General features: G+C 63.9%; 13 protein-coding genes. 6 read left to right on the forward strand and 7 right to left on the reverse strand.

The genetic code is table 11. The annotated features are described in order from the left end of the window. The first annotated feature begins 79 nt into the window (after positions 1-79). Positions 80-778, forward strand: coding sequence for a pirin family protein (locus ACK59Z_RS15665; RefSeq protein WP_003250802.1), 699 nt, complete (start codon positions 80-82; stop codon positions 776-778). A gap of 216 nt (positions 779-994) precedes the next feature. Further along, positions 995-3,766, forward strand: coding sequence for an amino acid adenylation domain-containing protein (locus ACK59Z_RS15670; RefSeq protein WP_409293408.1), 2,772 nt, complete (start codon positions 995-997; stop codon positions 3,764-3,766). 27 nt (positions 3,767-3,793) lie between these two features. Here the strand turns inward: ACK59Z_RS15670 and ACK59Z_RS15675 are convergent, their stop codons facing one another. Continuing rightward, complete coding sequence (locus ACK59Z_RS15675) at positions 3,794-4,279, reverse strand: isochorismatase family protein (RefSeq protein ID WP_003250798.1); 486 nt, start codon at positions 4,277-4,279, stop codon at positions 3,794-3,796. A 199-nt stretch (positions 4,280-4,478) separates the two neighbouring features. Between ACK59Z_RS15675 and ACK59Z_RS15680 the strand changes: the two genes are divergently transcribed. From ACK59Z_RS15680 to ACK59Z_RS15690, 3 genes are read left to right on the forward strand one after another with little or no spacing between them, the layout of a single operon-like run. Beyond that, positions 4,479-5,342 carry a sensor domain-containing diguanylate cyclase gene (locus ACK59Z_RS15680; protein WP_108190701.1) on the forward strand — a complete coding sequence of 288 codons (864 nt, stop codon included), beginning with the start codon at positions 4,479-4,481 and terminating at the stop codon, positions 5,340-5,342. A gap of 17 nt (positions 5,343-5,359) precedes the next feature. Continuing rightward, positions 5,360-6,712, forward strand: coding sequence for a chromate efflux transporter (gene chrA, locus ACK59Z_RS15685; RefSeq protein ID WP_409293410.1), 1,353 nt, complete (start codon positions 5,360-5,362; stop codon positions 6,710-6,712). 11 nt (positions 6,713-6,723) lie between these two features. Beyond that, a complete protein-coding gene (locus ACK59Z_RS15690) occupies positions 6,724-7,392 on the forward strand; it encodes a bifunctional 2-polyprenyl-6-hydroxyphenol methylase/3-demethylubiquinol 3-O-methyltransferase UbiG (protein ID WP_239607835.1) in 669 nt (222 codons plus the stop codon). Between the two features lie 68 nt (positions 7,393-7,460). Here the strand turns inward: ACK59Z_RS15690 and quiC are convergent, their stop codons facing one another. After that, positions 7,461-9,368 carry a 3-dehydroshikimate dehydratase QuiC gene (gene quiC / locus ACK59Z_RS15695; protein WP_003250790.1) on the reverse strand — a complete coding sequence of 636 codons (1,908 nt, stop codon included), beginning with the start codon at positions 9,366-9,368 and terminating at the stop codon, positions 7,461-7,463. A gap of 289 nt (positions 9,369-9,657) precedes the next feature. Here quiC and ACK59Z_RS15700 point away from each other — a divergent pair, with 289 nt between their 5' ends. Then, positions 9,658-11,031 carry an MFS transporter gene (locus tag ACK59Z_RS15700; RefSeq protein WP_012052833.1) on the forward strand — a complete coding sequence of 458 codons (1,374 nt, stop codon included), beginning with the start codon at positions 9,658-9,660 and terminating at the stop codon, positions 11,029-11,031. 113 nt (positions 11,032-11,144) lie between these two features. Here the strand turns inward: ACK59Z_RS15700 and ACK59Z_RS15705 are convergent, their stop codons facing one another. The 5 genes from ACK59Z_RS15705 to ACK59Z_RS15725 all read right to left on the reverse strand — a co-directional run bounded on the left by ACK59Z_RS15705 (position 11,145) and on the right by ACK59Z_RS15725 (position 17,322). Next, positions 11,145-12,557: a DOPA decarboxylase gene (locus tag ACK59Z_RS15705; protein ID WP_409293413.1), complete on the reverse strand. Its 1,413-nt coding sequence runs from the start codon at positions 12,555-12,557 to the stop codon at positions 11,145-11,147. Between the two features lie 149 nt (positions 12,558-12,706). Beyond that, positions 12,707-13,651 carry a LysR family transcriptional regulator gene (locus tag ACK59Z_RS15710; protein ID WP_003250783.1) on the reverse strand — a complete coding sequence of 315 codons (945 nt, stop codon included), beginning with the start codon at positions 13,649-13,651 and terminating at the stop codon, positions 12,707-12,709. Between the two features lie 137 nt (positions 13,652-13,788). Then, positions 13,789-14,502 (reverse strand): YebC/PmpR family DNA-binding transcriptional regulator, encoded by a 714-nt coding sequence (locus tag ACK59Z_RS15715; RefSeq protein WP_003250781.1) that lies wholly within the window; start codon positions 14,500-14,502, stop codon positions 13,789-13,791. 97 nt (positions 14,503-14,599) lie between these two features. Next, positions 14,600-15,991 carry an FAD-dependent oxidoreductase gene (locus ACK59Z_RS15720; RefSeq protein WP_012052836.1) on the reverse strand — a complete coding sequence of 464 codons (1,392 nt, stop codon included), beginning with the start codon at positions 15,989-15,991 and terminating at the stop codon, positions 14,600-14,602. Between the two features lie 14 nt (positions 15,992-16,005). Next, positions 16,006-17,322 (reverse strand): MFS transporter, encoded by a 1,317-nt coding sequence (locus ACK59Z_RS15725; protein ID WP_019751922.1) that lies wholly within the window; start codon positions 17,320-17,322, stop codon positions 16,006-16,008. Positions 17,323-17,332: the final 10 nt, after the last annotated feature.

The raw sequence follows: 17,332 nt of genomic DNA on the forward strand, positions 1-17,332 counted from the left end.
TTAAGCCGATATTTACGCTTATTTTCGATGTTTCTTTAGCGCATCATGGCGTCATTCCACTGATTCAAGGAGCACGACCATGCTGCAACTGCGACCCTTCGAAAGCCTCGGCCACGCCAACCATGGCTGGCTCGATGCCCACCACCATTTCTCGTTTGCCGAGTACTACGACCCGGCACGCATGCACTGGGGTAACCTGCGGGTTTGGAACGACGACCTGATCGCGGCCGGCAGCGGCTTCCCACCGCACCCGCACCGCGACATGGAAATCATCACTTATGTGCGTGAAGGCGCGATCAGCCATCAGGACAGCCTGGGCAACAAGGGCCGTACCGAAGCCGGTGATGTTCAGGTAATGAGCGCCGGTACCGGCATTGTGCACAGCGAGTACAACCTGGAAGACATCGATACACGAATTTTCCAGATCTGGATCGTGCCGGAGCGCACCGGTGAAGCACCGCAGTGGGGTAGCCGGCCGTTCCCCAAAGGCGAGCGCGGCGAAGGCTTCGTGACCTTGGCCAGCGGCCGTGCGGGTGACGAGGACAGCCTGCAGATCCGTACCGATGCCCGTCTGGTGGCTGCCACCCTGCGGGCGGGTGAAACCGCCGAGTACCGCTTCGATGCCGCACGCCGGGGTTACCTGGTGCCGGCCAAGGGGCTGGTGGAAGTCAACGGGTTGCGGGCCAAGGCGCGCGATGGCGTGGCGATCGAGCAGGAAGCGGTGCTGCGGGTGACCGCCATCGAGGACAGCGAGATCGTGCTTGTGGATGTGGCCTGAAAACCAGGCCTGTGACAATCCATGTCGCAGCGCAAGGCGGCTCCCATGGAACAACCGCTAACCCGTCGGGTTAGCAGGGTTTTATGGGGGCACGCTTGCGGCGCTGGACCTGCCCGGCTATCGCAAGGCAGCCTTCAAATATTGGCGCCATCAGCCAGCCTGCACTAGCGTTGTGCTACCAGCCAGCCCAACGTTCCTGCGGAGTACTCGATCATCATGCCGGACCTGCGCCCGAACCCGACGCTGTGCCTGGAGTACCGTGCCGAACAGCCCATTCACCACGCTTTCATCCAGCAGGCCAGCCGCTGCCCGGCGGCCATTGCCATCATTGGCCAGCACACAACCTGCAACTACTCACAACTGGAGCAGATCAGCGCGGGCATTGCCGCGTTTCTGGTTAAAAACGCCACCAGCGGCACCGATCGTGTGGTCATCGTCACCCGCCGCAGCGCCGCCCTGGTATACGCCATGCTCGGCTGCCTGCGTGCCAGCCTGGCCTTCACCGTGGCTGACGCCGCTTACCCTGCCGCGCGTATCGAGCAAATCGTCAACACCCTGAAGCCTGCGGTGATACTGCGCTGTGCCGAGGCAACCGTCGACGTCGGCCAGCCCATGGTCGTCACGGTGCCTGAAGCCCCTGCGGAGGCGCTGCAGGCCTTCCCTCGCCAACCTGTCGCGCTGCCCGCTGTCAGCCCTGAGCAGCCGGCCTACATCACCTTCACCTCGGGCAGCACCGGTGAACCCAAGGGCATCGTTACCCACCACGCACCGCTGGTGCACTTCATCGACTGGCATGTGCGCCAGCACGGCTTTACCCAGGCCGACACCTTCTCGCTGCTTTCTGGCCTGGGCCACGACCCGGTATACCGCGACGTGTTCACGCCACTGTCGCTTGGCGCGACCATTGCCTGCCCGGCGCAGTCGACCCTGACCGACCCCTCACGGCTGGCCAGCTGGCTTCACCAGCACGGTGTGAGCGTGATCCACCTCACCCCGCCGCTGGGCAAGCTGATCGAAACTGGCGCACACCTGAACGGCCAGGTTCTCGACCACCTGCGCTACCTGTTCTGGGGTGGCGATGCACTCAGCCCGACGCAGTACCAGCAGGTCCGCGCCATCGCACCGAATGCCGTCAATGTGAACTTCTACGGCACCACCGAAACCCCACAGGCCATGGCTTTCCATACCCTCGACCCTGAAATGGACAATGCCCGGGTGCCCTTGGGCAAAGGCATTGCCGATGCACAATTGCTGGTGATAAACCCGGCCAACCAGCTGGTCAGCGAGGGCGAGACAGGCGAAATCCTGATCCGCAGCCCCTACCTGTCACGGGGTTACTGGGGCGACCCGGGGCTGACCGAAGCCAAATTCATCGCCAACCCGTTCACCGCTGACGCGGCCGACCGCTGTTACCGCACGGGCGACCTGGGCACCTACCTGGCCGATGGCAGCGCCAGTTTTCTGGGGCGTGCTGACAGCCAGGTGAAAATCCGTGGGCATCGCATCGAGCTGGCGGAAATCGAGAACACCATCAGCCGGCACCCACACATAGGGCAATGCGTGGTCCTGGCCAACCACGAGGGTGCATCGACCCGGCTGGTGGCCTATTGCGTCGCACAGCAGGCCACCCGAGCTGACGAACTGCGCCAGGCCCTCGCCGGCCAGCTGCCTGACTATATGGTTCCGGCGCTGTTCGTGTTCCTTGATGCCCTGCCGCTCACCCCAAACGGCAAGGTGGACAAACGCGCGCTGCCTGCGGCATTTGACGACAGTATCAGCCCACCGTTGTCACCCTTGGCCGAAAAGCTGAGTACAGCCTGGGCACGCATCCTCCAGGTGCCGCGCCTGGACGCCAGGTTGAGCTTTGTCGAGCTGGGCGGCGACTCGCTGTCGTTCGTACAGGCTTCGCGCGTGCTCGAAGCACTCATCGGCCACCTGCCTGAACGTTGGGAAACCCTGCCGGTGTGCCAACTGGCCGAGCTGAGTGCGCCACCCAAAGGCACGTGGCGGGTAATGGAGATGCCGGTGTTCATCCGCATGCTCGCGATCATCCTGATTGTGGTCGGCCACCTGGGCGAGTTCGACCACTGGCTGATCGTCGGCGAAACCTCGGTGCTGTTTCTGGTCTCCGGCATCGCCCTGGCGCGCTTTCAGCTCAAGGCCATCGAAGCGCGTGGCGATGCACGCACGCTGCTCAGGTCACTGGCAGCCATCGTAGTGCCAACACTGCTGTATACCGCATTGATCCAGCTGGTATTCGACCGGCTGCATTGGCAATCGCTGCTGCTGGTTTCCAACTGGTTCCCCGCCAGCGAGGTCAGCCTGTTCAACTATTGGTACATCGAAGTGTTGGTGCAGATGATCGTGATCATTGGCCTGGTGCTGTCGATCAAGCGCGTGCGCCAGGTGCTGGTTGCCGATCCGTTTCGCTGGCTGATCATCGCTGCCTGTGCACTGGTAGCGCTGGATGTGTTCCTCAACCAGTTCGTATTCGACGCCAGTGCCCTGCTCAACCGGGTACCCCAGCACTTCCTGGCGGTGATGGTGCTGGGCATGGCCGTGCACCATGCCGACACGACCTCACGCAAATGGGTAGCCAGTGCGGTGGCCGTGCTGGTGGTGGGTGAGCTGGACCTGATGGCGGTTGCCGGTGTTGGCTGGCAAGCGTTCACACGCTATGTCGACATCGCCCTCCCAGCGATACTGGCGCTTGTCTGGTTCCGCTCGGTGCCAGTACCCGCCCTGGTTGCACGGGCAGGTGCGGTGATCGCTTCGTCAACCTTGTATATCTACCTGACGCATTTCCAGTTCGAGTCGGTGGCGGACCATGTTTTCAGGCACCCGCTGTTCGAGGTGGCCCTGGCAATCGCTGGAGGGGTGCTGGTGAGCTATTGCTGGAACACCCTGTTACGTCTGCTGTTTACCCGCAGGCGCAAGCAGCACCAGGCGCGTGGAGCCGATCCAGCTGAGCGCGCCACCTCTGCCTGAACGAAGATGTCCCCGCCAGCGCATGCACTACGCGCGTCCGGCCAGTTCAGCCAGCACCTCGGCCGAGGTGGTGACCTGGCGGAAGTGGTGCTTCCACAGGTCGGTCCCCAGCTTGCCCGAGCGGTCCAGCGATGACCCTATTGTCATGTCTGTCACCAGCGTGGGCATCAGTCCTGCATCGAACAGGGCAAAGCCGGCGGCCAGCACGCAGGTTTCGGTCTGCAACCCACACACCAGCACCCGCTCGACACCCAGTTGCCGGATGTAGTCGATAGCTTCGGCACTTTGCCCATAGCCATGCTTGACGAACACCTGGTCGGCCTCGACCAGGCTCTCGTCCTCGGCCGCCGGGTGCCAACCGAGCTGGCGCTCGAACGGCGTGACCTGTTCATCGTGCAACTCGACCGAGGCTATGGTGGGAATGTTCGCTGACAACCGCCGCAAACCATCGACCAGCCACTCGGGCGGGCTGAAGGTGGACTGAACATCGACGATGAGCAAAACCTGGCGCATACCTTACTCCGGCCATCATGCAAAATGGCGCGGAGTATAACGCGTGGCGCCGGGGCTTGATCACCAGTCGATACATCCCACCAACATGCCGGCTCAAGCTCGCCGAATACCTTGGCGCGCCCTGGCCCTGCAGGCTGACGTAGCTGCGACGTATTCCTTCAGGCTATGATCGGTCACCCTGCCGCGGACACCCTGAGCCATGCCCGTAGACCTGCAAGCGTTGTATCCCAGGCTGATCCACCTGATGCTGGACACGGTATTCGTGGTCGACAGGGACAACCAGATCGTGTTCGTCAGTGATGCCTGCGAGACACTGCTGGGCTACGAGGCCTGCGAACTGATCGGCACGCCGATTACCCGCTACATGCACCCTGACGACCTCGCGGCCACGCGCGCCTCGATCATGCGGGTGATGAACGGCCAGCCGCACTACGACTTTTGCAACCGTTACCTTCGCAAGGACGGCAGCGTGGTGCACATTTTGTGGGCGGCCTGCTGGTCCGAGGAGGCCCAAGCGCGTATCGGCGTGGCGCGGGACGTTACCGCCCAGCGCAAGGCCGAAGACGAACTGCGCTTCCTCGCCCATCATGACCCTCTGACCCGGCTGGCCAACCGCGCCATGTTCAATGAACGGCTGGACACTGCCCTGGCCGCGGCCCGGCGTCACAACCGCAGGCTGGCCTTGCTGTTCCTCGATATCAATGACTTCAAGCAGATCAACGACAACCACGGCCACAGCGTGGGTGACCGGGTCCTGTGCACACTGGCCCGCCGCCTGGAAAGCTGCGTAGGGGCGGCTGGCACGGTAGCGCGGATGGGCGGTGACGAATTCACCGTGTTATTGCCCGATTGCCCGTCGCCGGAGGCCATTGCCACGCACGTACAGCACATTCTCGCGGTCATGGCCGAACCGCTCGACGCCGAGTTTGCCGGCATCGATGCACCGTCCTGCAGTATTGGCGTGGCCCGCTTTCCCGAAGACGGCAACGATGCCGACATGTTACTGCGCCATGCTGACGGGCACATGTACCGAATCAAGCGCCAACGCGCTGCGACTGGCTGAAAGCAAGGGCACACCGCATGGCTGAACACCTGCAAGCAACTGCCGGGCAAACACCCGCCTCTGTCGGCCTGGGCCAGGCATTGCTGTTCTGGCTGAAGCTGGGTTTCGTCAGTTTCGGCGGCCCGGCCGGGCAGATTGCAATCATGCACCAGGAGCTGGTGGAGCGGCGCCGCTGGATCAGTGAACGGCGTTTCCTGCATGCCCTCAACTACTGCATGTTGCTGCCCGGGCCCGAGGCCCAGCAACTGGCCACCTACATCGGCTGGCTGATGCACCGCACCTGGGGCGGGGTGATGGCCGGCGCTCTGTTCGTGCTCCCGTCGCTGTTCATCCTGATCGGCCTGTCGTGGGTGTACCTGACCTGGAGCGAAGTACCGGTGGTCGCCGGGATTTTCGAAGGGATCAAGCCGGCCGTGACCGCCATCGTCGTGCATGCCGCCCACCGCATTGGCACGCGGGCGCTGAAGAACGGCTGGTTATGGGCCATTGCCGCGGCCTCGTTCGTGGCCATTTTCGCGCTTGACGTCCCCTTCCCGCTGATCGTGCTGGCGGCCGCACTGCTGGGTTATGTCGGTGGCCGGCTGCTGCCGGCACAGTTCGCGCCCGGTGGTGGCCACAGCGCAGTCAGGGCCCGCCAGCGCCCGGCACTGATCGACGACGATACCCCGATACCCGCGCACGCCTGCTTCAGCTGGGGCCGCCTGGTGACCTTGCTGCTGACGGTTGCGGCGCTTTGGCTTCTGCCCATGGGCCTGCTGATGGCGACCTTTGGCTGGCACGGCACACTGACGCAAATGGGCTGGTTCTTCACCAAGGCGGCGCTGCTGACTTTCGGCGGTGCCTATGCGGTGCTGCCCTATGTCTATCAAGGGGCTGTCGGCCACTATGGCTGGCTGTCGCCCACGCAGATGATCGATGGCCTGGCGCTGGGCGAGACCACGCCCGGGCCGCTGATCATGGTGGTGGCCTTTGTCGGTTTCGTCGGCGGCTACCTGCAGCCGATGTTCGGCGCCCACCAGGCGTTCCTCGCGGGCGCAGTGGCAGCGAGCCTGGTGACCTGGTTCACCTTCCTGCCCTCGTTCCTGTTCATCCTCGCCGGAGGCCCGCTGGTGGAGTCGACCCACAACGAACTGAAGTTCACCGCCCCACTGACCGGGATCACTGCGGCGGTGGTGGGGGTAATCCTCAACCTTGCGCTGTTCTTCGGCTACCACGTGCTGTGGCCGGCCGGGTTCGATGGCGCGTTCCACTGGTCCTCGGCGGTGATAGCGCTCGCGGCGGCTGTGGCGCTGTTCCGCTACAAGCGCGGGGTGATACACGTGTTGATCGGCTGCGCCGTTGCCGGGCTTGCCCTTCACCTTTTCCGCTGATGGAGCCGATCATGCGCAACCCTGAAGACGCCTTGCTCGACAGTTGGCACCATAACGCTCAAGTCTGGATCGACGCCGTACGCAGCGGCGCCATCGAAAGCCGTCGCCAGGTCACCGACCAGGCCATCCTGCTGGCCATCCTCGGCCGCCAGCCCGAACGGGTGCTCGACCTGGGCTGCGGTGAGGGCTGGCTGCTGCGCGCGCTGGCCGGCCGGGGTATCGAGGCCGTGGGCGTCGACGGCGACAGCTCCCTGGTGGATGCAGCGCAGGCTGCGGGCGCGGGTGAGGTGCACCTGGCCAGCTATGCGCAGCTGGCTGAGGCGAAGGTGCATGTTGGCAAGGACTATGACGTGATCTGCGCCAACTTCGCGCTGTTGCACCAGGACATCATTGAACTGTTGTCGGCCATGCGTACTTTGCTGGTGCCAGGCGGTGCGCTGGTGATCCAGACCCTGCACCCGTGGAGCGTGGCCGGCGGGGCTTATCAGGATGGCTGGCGAGAGGAGTCTTTTGCCGGGTTCGCCGGGGATTGGCAACCGATGCCTTGGTATTTCCGCACCCTGGCCAGCTGGCTGAATGCGCTGGACATGGCGGGGTTGAGACTGGTCAGTCTGCAGGAACCGCAGCACCCGCAGAGCGCGGTGCCGCAGTCGTTGTTGATGGTGGCTGAGCGTCACTGAATCGGGCCGTAAAGATCCTGTGGAAGCAGGGTTCACCCCGCTCCCACAAGACAGGCCGGTGCAGGCGACTACAGCACCGGCTTGCGCGCCGCTCCGCTTCGGGCCTTGGCCATGGCTGCCAGGCGCACCGCAACGTTGGCAGCGCCGTAACCGGCGTACCCCGCCTTGCGCTGGATGATCTCGAAGAAGAAACGCTCCTCGAACGGCTCGGTATAGACGTGGAACAGCTCGCCACCTTGAGCGTCACGGTCGTACAGCACGTTGTAGTACGCCAGTTCGCTGAGGAACTCGTCGTCGAAATCGAAACGCGCCGCCAGGTCGTCGTAGTAGTTCAGCGGGATTTCCAGCAGCGGTACCCCTGCCAGCTTGGCCCGCGCCACTTCGCGGAAGATGTCGTCACAATCGAAAGCGATGTGATGCACGCCCGAACCACGGTAGCTTGACAGCGCATGGGCGATGGCGGTGTTGCGGTTTTCCGAGATGTTCAGCGGCAGGCGCAAGGTGCCGCACTGGCTGCGCAGGGCGCGGCTCTTGACCAGGCCATACGGGTCGGGCAGCACCACTTCGTCGTCGGCGGCGAAGTCGAACAAGCTCTTGTAGAACAGCACCCAGCTGTCCAGCGACTCGGCCGGCAAGGCCAGGGCCATGTGGTCGATGCGGCGCAGGCCGCCGGTCGCGGTTGCGTTGTTGTCCAGGCTGAAGTCGGTGTCGTACAGGGTGTGGCCGGCAGTGCCCTGCTCTACCAGGTACAGCAGGCTGCCATCGGGCGCACGCACCGCCGGCACTTCGCATTCATTGGGGCCGACCAGGCCGCGGAACGGCTGGCCACGGAAGGCGGTGGCCCGCTTCAGGGCCGCTTGCTGGTCCTTGACCCGCAGCGCAGTGGCGCACAGCGACGGGCCATGGGCCTCGAAGAAGTTGTGGCCAAAGGAATACGGTTCGGCGTTCAGCACAATGTTGATGTCACCCTGGCGCAGCAGTTGCACTTCTTTGCTGCGGTGCTTGCCGGCTTCGGCAAAGCCCAGGCGCTTCAGCCAGTTGCCCAGGCGCGCGCCGACGGCTTCATCGACCGCGAACTCCAGAAACTCCACGCCGTCATAAGCGCTGGCCGGCGGCGGGGAGAACAGTACGCCAGGCTCGATCGGCGTGTTTTCCTGCTCCAGGCGCAAGCGGGTCTGCTCTTCGAGGTACAGCAGCGAACGCAAGCCGTCGGCGGCATTCTGCCGGGTCGGTGCGGCGCGGAAGCCGTCGTTGAAGATTTCCAGCGACAGCGGGCCACGGTAACCCGTGGCGAGGATCGGCGCGAGGAAACCGGCCATGTCCATTTCGCCCTGCCCCGGGAAGCAGCGAAAGTGGCGGCTCCACTCCAGCACATCCATGGCCAGGATCGGCGCATCGGCCATTTGCACGAAGAAAATCTTGTCGCCGGGGATGTCGCGGATCGCGCTGGGGTCACCTTTGAGCGACAAGGTGTGGAAGCTGTCGAGGATCACCCCGAGTGCCGGGTGGTCGGCCTGGCGCACCAGGTTCCACACTTGCTGGTAAGTGTTGACGTGGCGGCCCCAGGCCAGCGCTTCGTAACCAATGCGCAGGCCACGCTTGCCGGCATGTTCGCCCAGCAGGCGCAGGTCGTCGACCAACAGTTGCTCGTCACCCAGGGCATCGGCCTGGACGTTGCTGCACACCAGCACCAGGTCGGTACCCAGCTCCTGCATCAGGTCGAACTTGCGTTCGGCGCGGTCGAGGTTTTTCTGCAGGCGGTCACGGCGGCAGCCTTCAAAGTCGCGGAAAGGCTGGAACAAGGTGATGGCAATGCCCAGGTCGGCGCACATCTGGCGCACCTGGCGCGGGCTGCCAGCGTAATAGAGCAGATCGTTCTCGAAGATCTCGACGCCGTCAAAACCGGCGGCGGCGATGGCTTCGAGCTTTTCCGGCAGAGTGCCGCTCAAGGACACGGTAGCGATCGAACGCTGCATGGCGGGAGTTCCTTGTTGTTGGAAGAATACGGTGCCATTCGGGCAAACAACCCCTGTTACAGTTTATGGCACGATCGATTATTCGCAGGTAAAGTCGTCGCTTCAATCTCTTTGTACGGAATGGTTAGTTTTGCGTTCGATTATCGCACAAAACCCGTTTTAGCGAATTGCTAGACCGCGGGCCCGTGGTCAACATGGACCACAGACGCAGGCACACCGACCGTTGCCTCCTGCCTTGGCATAACCTCTGGCGGAACCTGCGCAAACAACAATAACAACGGAGACAACGATGGCTCACTCCAGCTCGCAAGCAAAGAAAGCGACCGCCAGTGGATGGATAGGCTCGGCACTCGAGTACTACGACTTCTTCATCTACGCCCAGGCCGCTGCGCTGATTTTTCCGCAGATTTTCTTCCCTAACACCGACCCGAAAATGGCCATCATTGCCTCGTTGGCCACCTATGGCGTGGGCTACCTGGCACGCCCGATCGGCGCTTTCGTACTGGGCCACTGGGGTGACACCCGCGGTCGCAAGAACGTACTGCTGCTGTGCATGTTCCTGATGGGTCTGTCGACCATGGCTGTCGGCCTGCTACCCACCTACCACGACATCGGCTACCTCGCACCGGCCTTGCTGGTGGTGTTGCGCCTGATCCAGGGCTTTGCCGTGGCCGGGGAAATTTCCGGTGCCAGCTCGATGATCATGGAGCACGCGCCGTTTGGCCGAAGAGGCTACTACGCCAGTTTCACCCTGCAAGGTGTGCAAGCGGGCCAGGTACTGGCGGCGGCGGTATTCCTGCCACTGGCGTACTTCATGCCCAGCGAAGCCTTTACCGAATGGGGCTGGCGCATTCCGTTCCTGATGAGCGCCATCGTGCTGATTGCCGGCTTCATCATCCGTAAGGAAGTGCACGAAACCCCAGCGTTCGTCAAAGAAGAGAAACAGGACAAGGTTGTCAAGTCGCCCATCAGCGAAGCCTTCCGCCACAGCTGGAAGCACATGGTGCTGGTAATGTTCATGGCCCTGATGAACGTGATCCCGGTCGTGGCCACCATCTTCGGCGCGGCCTACGCGGTGCAGCCGGCGTATGGCATCGGCTTCGACAAGAGCGTGTACCTGTGGATTCCGGTGGTCGGCAACATCGTCGCGGTGCTGGTGATCCCGTTCGTGGGCAACCTGTCGGACAAGATCGGCCGTCGCCCGACCATGATCGCTGGCTGCCTGGGCTCTGGCCTGCTGGCCTTCGTCTACCTGTATGCGATCAGCATCCAGAACGTGCCGATGGCGTTCGCCGCCTCGATCGTCATGTGGGGCATGGTCTACCAGGGTTACAACGCGGTGTTCCCAAGCTTCTACCCAGAGCTGTTCCACACCCGCTACCGCGTTACGGCCATGGCTATCGCGCAGAACATCGGCACCATGCTGACCGCCATGCTGCCCGCGCTGTTCGCAATGGTTGCCCCACCTGGCTCGGACAACATTCCGCTGGTAGTCGGTGGGCTGGCCTTCTTCATCACCGGCGTGTGCGCCCTGGCGGCCTACATTGCCCCGGAAACCCATCGCCTGGCGATGGACGACCTGGGCAACCCAGACGCCAAGCCGATGGAAAAGGCTGCCTATGAAGCCAGCCGTAAAGGTAGCTTTCAGGCGGTGAGCCACTGATAGATTGCAGGGGCTGCTTTGCAGCCCCTTCGCGGGCAAGCCCGCTCACACAGGTACCGTACAGGCTTCAGCCCTGATGCGATCCCTTGAGAGCGGGCTTGCCCGCGAAGGCTTCAGCCCTTGATCACGGCCTGCAGACGTGCCCACAGCCGCTGCACATCCCCCCGCTCGGTCGGCAGCGCACCAATCGAAACCCGCACCATCCACCGTCCGTCCAGTGTAGCCGGCGTCACATAAGCATCGCCGGATGCATTCAGCCGCTCGGCCCAACCCTTGGTATGCGCATCCAGCGCCTCCCCTTCAAGCCCCGCCGGTCGATGGCGAATGCACAAGGTCTGCAGCTGTACTGGCGCCAGCACTTCCCACTCCGCCGCCGCCTCGACCTGCCCCGCCAGCCACTGGGCATTATCCAGGTCACGCCGCAGCCGCGCCTGCAATGCATCGACACCCTCGCTGCGCAACATGAACCACAGCTTTAACGCACGGAACCGACGGCCCAGCGGAATGCCCCAGTCGCGCAGGTTCTTCACCTCGCCATCCACCGCCGACTGCAGGTAGCTGGGATTGGTGCTCATCACGCGAATCAGGTGCTGCGGATCGCGCACGTAGTAGATCGAGCAATCGAAGGCCACACCCAGCCATTTATGCGCGTTGACCACCACCGAATCGGCCAGCTCGATGCCGTCCCACATCCAGCGGCACTCGGGCAGGATCATCGCCGAGCCGGCCATGGCCGAATCAACGTGCAACCACAGCCCATTGGCCTGGGCGATTTCGCCCACCGCGCGCAGCGGGTCGAGGGCAGTGGTCGTCGTGGTGCCGGTGGTGGCAACCACGGCGCAGGGCTGGTTGCCGGCAGCCAGGTCCTGTTCGATCGCCGCCTGCAGTGCTTCTGGGCGAAGGGCGTAGCGGTCGTCGGTGGGGATCAGGCGGATATTGTCGCGGCCAAAACCTGCCAGCAGTGCAGCCTTGTCCACCGAGCTGTGGGCGTGGGCGCTGACATACACGATCAAAGGCTTGGGCTCGGCCTGCAGGCCACCACGTACCAAGGCGTAGTCAGTGGCGCGTTCACGGGCACTGATCAGCGCCACCAGGGTGCTGGTCGAGGCAGTGTCCTGGATCACCCCACTCCACTGGCCAGACAGGCCAAGCAACTGGCGCAGCCAGTCGAGGGTGGTTTCTTCCAGTTCGCTCAGGGCCGGGCTGGATTGCCAGGACAGTCCCAGCACGCCCAGACCGGTACTGAGGAAGTCCCCCAGCACCGAGGACAGGGTGCCATTGGAAGGGAAATAGCCATAGAAATCCGGGTGCTGCCAATGGGACAGGCCGGGCATGACCAGGTTATTGACGTCGTCGAGAATGGCCGCGAAAGGTTCGCCTTGTTGAGGGGCAGTTGCGGGCAAGGCGGCCTTGAGATAGCCAGGTTCGACCTGGGCCATGACCGGGCGTTCGCCCACGGTCTGGCGGTAGTCGGCAATCAGGTCGATCAGTTGGTGGCCGTACTGGCGGAATTGTTCGGGGGTCACGCTAGCTCTCCTGGGGTTATCCATTGCCTGTGCTGGCCCTTTCTCGGGTAAACCCGCGCCTACAGCCGCGAAGAAGCCGCACAATCAACACAATGCCCCAGTCTAGGCACCTATCCCCAGCCGAATAACCCCCGCTTCACGCATAGCTGCTATGGCAAACCCGCATGCCCACCCTGCACCCCGAACTGCGACTGACGCCACAGCTCGAACACCCGGTTGCGCAACCAGCGGTGCTCGGCCGAAGCCTGCAGGCGCTGGTGCCACACCACCCAATAGCGCTGGCTGTGGTCAATGAAGCCCAGTGGCCGCCAGGCCAGGTGATGTAAACGGCACAACTGCCGGGCAATATGCTCGGGGACCGTGGCCACTGCCTGACTGTTGGCAATCACTTGTACCGTGGCGCAGAAGAACGGCACTTCCAGGCTGACCCGCCGCTGCAGGCCCTGTGCACGCAAGTGCCGGTCGATGAAGCTGTCCTTGTCGCCACCGCCCGAAATGCGCACATGCTTGTACGCCAGGTAGTCGGCCTGGCTGAGCGCGGCCTGCGCGGCCAACGGATGATCCTGGCGCATCAGGCATACCGCGCGGTCCTCACCCAGCAGCCGCCCATGCAGGTTGGGCGGCGACTCGTCAAACAAGGTGGTCGCCAGGTCGATTTCTCCGCTGGCCAGCAAGGCGTACTGGCCGGCCTGCCAGGTGCGGTACTCCAGCGACACACCTGGCGCTTCGCGCTCCAGCGCCGCCACCAGCAGTGGCAGCATGTGCTCGGCCACATAGTCCGAAGCGGCCAGGCAGAACCGCCGCTCGCAACGCGCCGGGTCGAAGATGGCGGGCTGGCGCAGCGCGTGCAGTTCTTCGAGCACCTGGCGCAAAGGCTCGACCAGGGCTTCGGCGTGTTCGCTAAGCACGTAACCACGCCCTTGGCGCACCAGCAATGGATCATCGAAGGCTTCGCGCAGGTGGGCCAACTGGCGGCTCAGGGCCGATTGGCTGACACCCAGGCGCTCGGCCGCGTGGCTGAGGTTTTTAAGCTGCAACAGGTGGTCGAGGGTACGCAGGTGGGCGAGGCTGAGGGAGGCGAAGGTGGGGTTCATGCAGGCTCCCTGCGGTGGAATTCAAGGGCCCTCTCGCGGGCAAGCCCGCTCCCACAGGGTTCTCACATCGTTCAGCATCGTGAAGAACCTGCGGGAGCGGGCTTGCCCGCGAACAGGCCGCAACGCGGCCCCGACGATTACTCGGTCAGGCCAACATAGACGTTCTGCACGTCATCGTGCTCGTCGATCGCCTCGAGGAACGCTTCGACCTCGGCCAACGCTTCAGCACTCAGGCTGGCCGCGCTTACCGGGTTTTTAGGGGTGTAGCCGATTTTTGCCGCAGTCACGGTGAAACCATGCTCTGGCAGGGCCTTCTGCACCGCGTCCAGGTCGGTGGTGTCGGTGATGAACAGGGTCGAGCCCTCTTCTTCACCGTCCTCGAAGTCCTGGGCACCGGCTTCGATCGCGGCCATTTCCGGATCAGCGTCAGCGCTCGCAGGCGTGGCTTCGATCAGGCCGACATGGTTGAAGTCCCACGCTACCGAACCGCTGGCACCCAGCTGGCCCTTGCGGAACAGCACGCGGATCTGCGCGACGGTGCGGTTGATGTTGTCGGTCAGGCACTCGACGATCAGCGGTACCTGGTGCGGTGCGAAACCTTCATAGCTCACCGCATGGTATTGCACGGCATCACCGTCCAGGCCTGCACCCTTGCGGATTGCCCGATCCAGGGTCTCGCGGGTCATCGAAGCCTTCTTGGCTTGCACGATGGCCAGGCGCAGGCGCGGGTTCATGTCGGGATCGGCACCCGACTTGGCCGCGATCTGGATTTCCTTGGACAGCTTGCCCATGATCTTGCCTTTGGCATTGGCCGCTGTTTCTCTATGTTTGGCTTTCCACTGTGCGCCCATGTCGACTCTCTTGTTTCAGCGGCCGGTTCAGGAAGCGACCGGCCAAAAGTGGGTGCATTTTATACGCCCTCGAGCATGGGATCGACAAGAAATCTCATCAGCCTTTATCGGCTTTGCCCGCCGCCGCGGCAAACCGCGCCAACCGCACGTCCAGCCTTCGCGGGCGCACACCACGATCTTCGGCCTGCTCCTTGCGGCGGATGGCATTGCGCACCATCAGCGAGCCCAGGTAGCGGATCGGCTCGGGCGGGAACAGCCCCAGCGGCCCTTTGACCAGCGGCGACCGGGTCCACGGGTTGTCCAGCCCCAGCGCCAGCGACGAAAGAATCTGCCCGCCCATGTGGCACGGGCCAACACCGCTGCCGGAGTAACCAAAGCCGTAGAACACGTTGCCCTGCCCGTCCAACCGACCAAAGAACGGCAGGCCGGTTACCGAGCGATCCGACGGCCCGTTCCAACTGGCCGCCAGTGGCACCTCGGCCAAGGCCGGGAAAAAGCCGCCAAGGCTTTCGCGCAGCAACCGCCGATACGGCGACGGCTGGTCGAACACCGGCAACATGCGCCCGCCATAGGCAAACGTGTTGCCGCCCTTGCCGAGCATCAGCCGGCCATCGGAGGTGTTGTGGTAGTAGTGCACGAAAATACGCGAGTCGAGCACGCTGATGCCGCTGTCCAGGCCGATCTGGCGCAGCAGCTCGGGGCACGGTTCGGTAATGACCATGTCGCTGGAAACGATCGCCACACTGCGCTCGAACTGCGGGAAGACGCGCGCCATCCAGGCATTGAGGCCCAGCACGACACGGTCGGCGCGCAGCGTGCCGTGGGCCGTGCGTACCTGCACCGGGGCGCCGTGTTCCAGGCCGGTCATGGCGGTGCCTTCGTAGAGGCGCACGCCGCGCTGCAAGGCCACCCGGCGCAGGCCGCGCACCAGTTTGCCAGGCTGCACGGTGGCGGCGGCCGGCGAGAACCAGCCCTCCAGGTGCCGTGCCGAACCGGCCAGGCGCTGCACCTGCTCCAGCGGCAAGCGGCGGAACGAGTTGATGCCCTTGTGCTCCAACGCGGCGATCACCGCGTCGGTGGCACCGACCTGCGCTGCGTTGGTGGCCGTGTACAGCGTGCCGTCCAGGCGGTAGTCGCAGTCGATGCCATTGGCCGCGCAGAACACACCGATGTCTGCGATGCTGCGCTCCGACTCGCGCACCAGCCGCACCGCCTCCGCCGCCCCGAACAGGCGTTCGAGGGTGAAGTACTTGGCCGACCAGGACAACGCACACCCCCCATTGCGGCCGCTGGCACCGGCACCACAGATGTCGGCCTCGATCAGCACCACATCCAGGGCCGGTACCGCTTCCTTGAGCATCAGTGCCGTCCACAGGCCGGTGTAGCCGCCGCCGACAATGCACACATCGCAACGGGTATCGCCTTGCAGCGGCGGGCATACCGCCTCCTGCGCCGAATCCAGGGCCTGTTGCAGCCAGAAGGGTCTCATTCGCTCGCTTTCCTTTAAGTACGCAGTGGCTTGATTGCCATGCTGGTGTTCGGTGCCACGTCGGTGCCTTGCGCGCTGCTGGCCGGGCGGCTGTTCCAGTGCGGCAGCAGCACCAGCGCCGAGAACAGCGCACAGCCCGCGAACACGATGAACACCGTGACGCCGTCGAAGTAACCCGGCAGCAGCCCACCCAGCACCGCGCCCACCGAGCCACAGCCGTTGACGAAACCTGCTGCGGTGGCGCCGGCCTTGGCGGTGCCGAAGTCGATGGCTGCAGCGCCGCTGATCATCGAGTCCGGCCCGTACAGGGTCAGGCCCATGACGAACAGCAGCGCCACCACCAGCAGGACGCTGCCGGTGTGCATGGCCGCCATGAACGCCGCCAGTGTCACGGTCAGCAGCACCAGGCTGATCACGCAGGCCGGCATGCGCCGGGCGCCAAACAGTTTGTCGGAGGCCAGGCCGATCATGATCGGGCCAAGCAGCCCGGCCAGTTCGAAAGCAGTCGGGATGATTGCCGCGCCCACTTTGCCCACCGAGGGCATCTGCTCGAAGACGATCACAGGGCCCCACAGCAAGATGGCGTAGCGCGCCGGCTTCAGCAGGAAATACGCCAGGCCCAGGGTCAGCACCGTGCGGTTGCGCAAGATTTCCCGCAGGGGTGCCCACACGCTGCACAGGTTGTCGGCCGGGGCCATGCTTTGCGGCTCGGGCTCAACCGCCGGCAGGCCGACGTCCTCGGGTTTGTTGCGCTGCAGGAAGAAGAACAGCACCGCCACCAGCGCCACCACGACCGCGCTGGAGAAGAACGCCGCATGCCAGGTGCCCACCAGGGTGTAGGCCCACCAGCCCGCGAACGGCGAGGCCACCAGGCCGCCGAAGGCATAGCAGGAACTCCACAGGCCCAGCACCCGCCCGCGCTGCGAAGCCGGGAAGAAGCTGCCGATGTTCTTGCACAAGCCGGCCCAGCCGGTGGATTGCGCCAGGCCCTGTACCAGCATGCAGGTGGCGAAGATCGGGAAGGTTGCGTAACTGCCCATCACCACTGCCGCCGCCGCAGAAATCAGCAACCCGCCCAGCACGACCACGCGCGGGCCGAAGCGGTCGGCAAGCATGCCCCAGGTGAATTGGCCCACGGCATAGGCAGCCAGATAGATGGCGTCCAGGTTGGCCATGGCGGCCTTGTCGAGCATGAAGCCTGGGTCTTCGGCGATGCCCAGCTTGGCCACCGAGAAGGCTTTGCGGGTGAAGTAGAAGGCGGCGTAAGCCAGCCAGGTGATGGCGAAAATCTGGATGCGCCAGCGTTTGAACGCGGCTAGGGATTGATTCATGTAAGTCTGA

Source organism: Pseudomonas sp. KCJK9058 (assembly GCF_046230975.1).
Taxonomy (GTDB): domain Bacteria; phylum Pseudomonadota; class Gammaproteobacteria; order Pseudomonadales; family Pseudomonadaceae; genus Aquipseudomonas; species Aquipseudomonas alloputida.

Excerpts from the sequence above, each read along its gene's own strand:
- ACK59Z_RS15665 (WP_003250802.1), top strand. The coding sequence starts at position 80 with ATGCTGCAACTGCGACCCTTCGAAAGCCTCGGCCACGCCAACCATGGC.
- ACK59Z_RS15670 (WP_409293408.1), top strand. The coding sequence starts at position 995 with ATGCCGGACCTGCGCCCGAACCCGACGCTGTGCCTGGAGTACCGTGCC.
- ACK59Z_RS15675 (WP_003250798.1), bottom strand. The coding sequence starts at position 4,279 with ATGCGCCAGGTTTTGCTCATCGTCGATGTTCAGTCCACCTTCAGCCCG.
- ACK59Z_RS15680 (WP_108190701.1), top strand. The coding sequence starts at position 4,479 with ATGCCCGTAGACCTGCAAGCGTTGTATCCCAGGCTGATCCACCTGATG.
- chrA (WP_409293410.1), top strand. The coding sequence starts at position 5,360 with ATGGCTGAACACCTGCAAGCAACTGCCGGGCAAACACCCGCCTCTGTC.
- ACK59Z_RS15690 (WP_239607835.1), top strand. The coding sequence starts at position 6,724 with ATGCGCAACCCTGAAGACGCCTTGCTCGACAGTTGGCACCATAACGCT.
- quiC (WP_003250790.1), bottom strand. The coding sequence starts at position 9,368 with ATGCAGCGTTCGATCGCTACCGTGTCCTTGAGCGGCACTCTGCCGGAA.
- ACK59Z_RS15700 (WP_012052833.1), top strand. The coding sequence starts at position 9,658 with ATGGCTCACTCCAGCTCGCAAGCAAAGAAAGCGACCGCCAGTGGATGG.
- ACK59Z_RS15710 (WP_003250783.1), bottom strand. The coding sequence starts at position 13,651 with ATGAACCCCACCTTCGCCTCCCTCAGCCTCGCCCACCTGCGTACCCTC.
- ACK59Z_RS15715 (WP_003250781.1), bottom strand. The coding sequence starts at position 14,502 with ATGGGCGCACAGTGGAAAGCCAAACATAGAGAAACAGCGGCCAATGCC.
- ACK59Z_RS15720 (WP_012052836.1), bottom strand. The coding sequence starts at position 15,991 with ATGAGACCCTTCTGGCTGCAACAGGCCCTGGATTCGGCGCAGGAGGCG.
- ACK59Z_RS15725 (WP_019751922.1), bottom strand. The coding sequence starts at position 17,322 with ATGAATCAATCCCTAGCCGCGTTCAAACGCTGGCGCATCCAGATTTTC.